Annotated in this window: 2 protein-coding genes; both read left to right on the plus strand. The window is 64.9% G+C overall.

Features of this window, described 5'->3' with window-relative positions; all coding sequences use genetic code 11:
- Positions 1-594 (plus strand): cbb3-type cytochrome c oxidase subunit I (locus DK254_RS00800; RefSeq protein WP_177412004.1); only part of this gene is annotated, 594 nt, incomplete at its 5' end.
- A partial coding sequence (gene ccoO / locus DK254_RS00805) for a cytochrome-c oxidase, cbb3-type subunit II (protein ID WP_109931650.1) occupies positions 594-1,052 on the plus strand: 459 nt, incomplete at its 3' end. The genes DK254_RS00800 and ccoO, both read left to right, overlap by 1 nt.

Consider the following 1,052-nt stretch of genomic DNA (forward strand, 5'->3'; position numbering starts at 1 on the left):
TCCTGGGGCGGCATGATCAACGGCATGATGACCCTCTCCGGCGCCTGGCATAAGCTGCGCACCGACCCCATCCTGCGCTTCCTGGTGGTGTCCCTGGCCTTCTATGGCATGTCCACCTTCGAAGGCCCGATGATGGCCATCAAGACCGTCAACTCGCTGTCCCACTACACCGACTGGACCATCGGCCACGTGCATGCCGGCGCCCTGGGCTGGGTGGCGATGATCTCCATCGGCTCGCTGTACCACATGATTCCGAAGGTCTTCGGCCGCGAGCAGATGCACAGCACCGGCCTGATCAACGCGCACTTCTGGCTCGCCACCATCGGCACCGTGCTCTACATCGCCTCGATGTGGGTCAACGGCATCACCCAGGGCCTGATGTGGCGCGCGGTGAACACCGACGGCACCCTCACCTACTCCTTCGTGGAAGCGCTGCAGGCCAGCCACCCGGGCTTCATGGTCCGTGCGCTGGGCGGCTTCTTCTTCGCCTTCGGCATGCTGCTGATGGCCTACAACACCTTCCGTACCGTGCGCGGCTACAACGCGGCTGAAGTCGACGCCGCGGCCCGTATTCCCGCTGTAGGAGCTCATTGATGAAGCACGAAGCAGTCGAGAAGAACATCGGCCTGCTGGCCTTCTTCATGGTCATCGCCGTCAGCATCGGCGGCCTGACGCAGATCGTCCCGCTGTTCTTCCAGGACGTGACCAACAAGCCGGTGGAAGGCATGAAGCCGCGCACCGCGCTGGAGCTCGAAGGCCGTGACATCTATATCCGCGAAGGCTGCGTCGGCTGCCACTCGCAGATGATCCGCCCGTTCCGCGCCGAGACCGAGCGCTACGGCCACTACTCCGTGGCCGGCGAGAGCGTCTGGGACCACCCCTTCCTGTGGGGCTCCAAGCGTACCGGCCCGGACCTGGCCCGCGTCGGCGGCCGCTACTCCGACGACTGGCACCGCGCGCACCTGTACAACCCGCGCAACGTGGTGCCGGAATCGAAGATGCCCGCCTACCCCTGGCTGGTCGAGAACAAGCTCGACGGCAAGGACATCGAG

The organism is Pseudomonas sp. RW407, assembly GCF_003176655.1.
Classification (GTDB): Bacteria; Pseudomonadota; Gammaproteobacteria; order Pseudomonadales; family Pseudomonadaceae; genus Pseudomonas; species Pseudomonas delhiensis.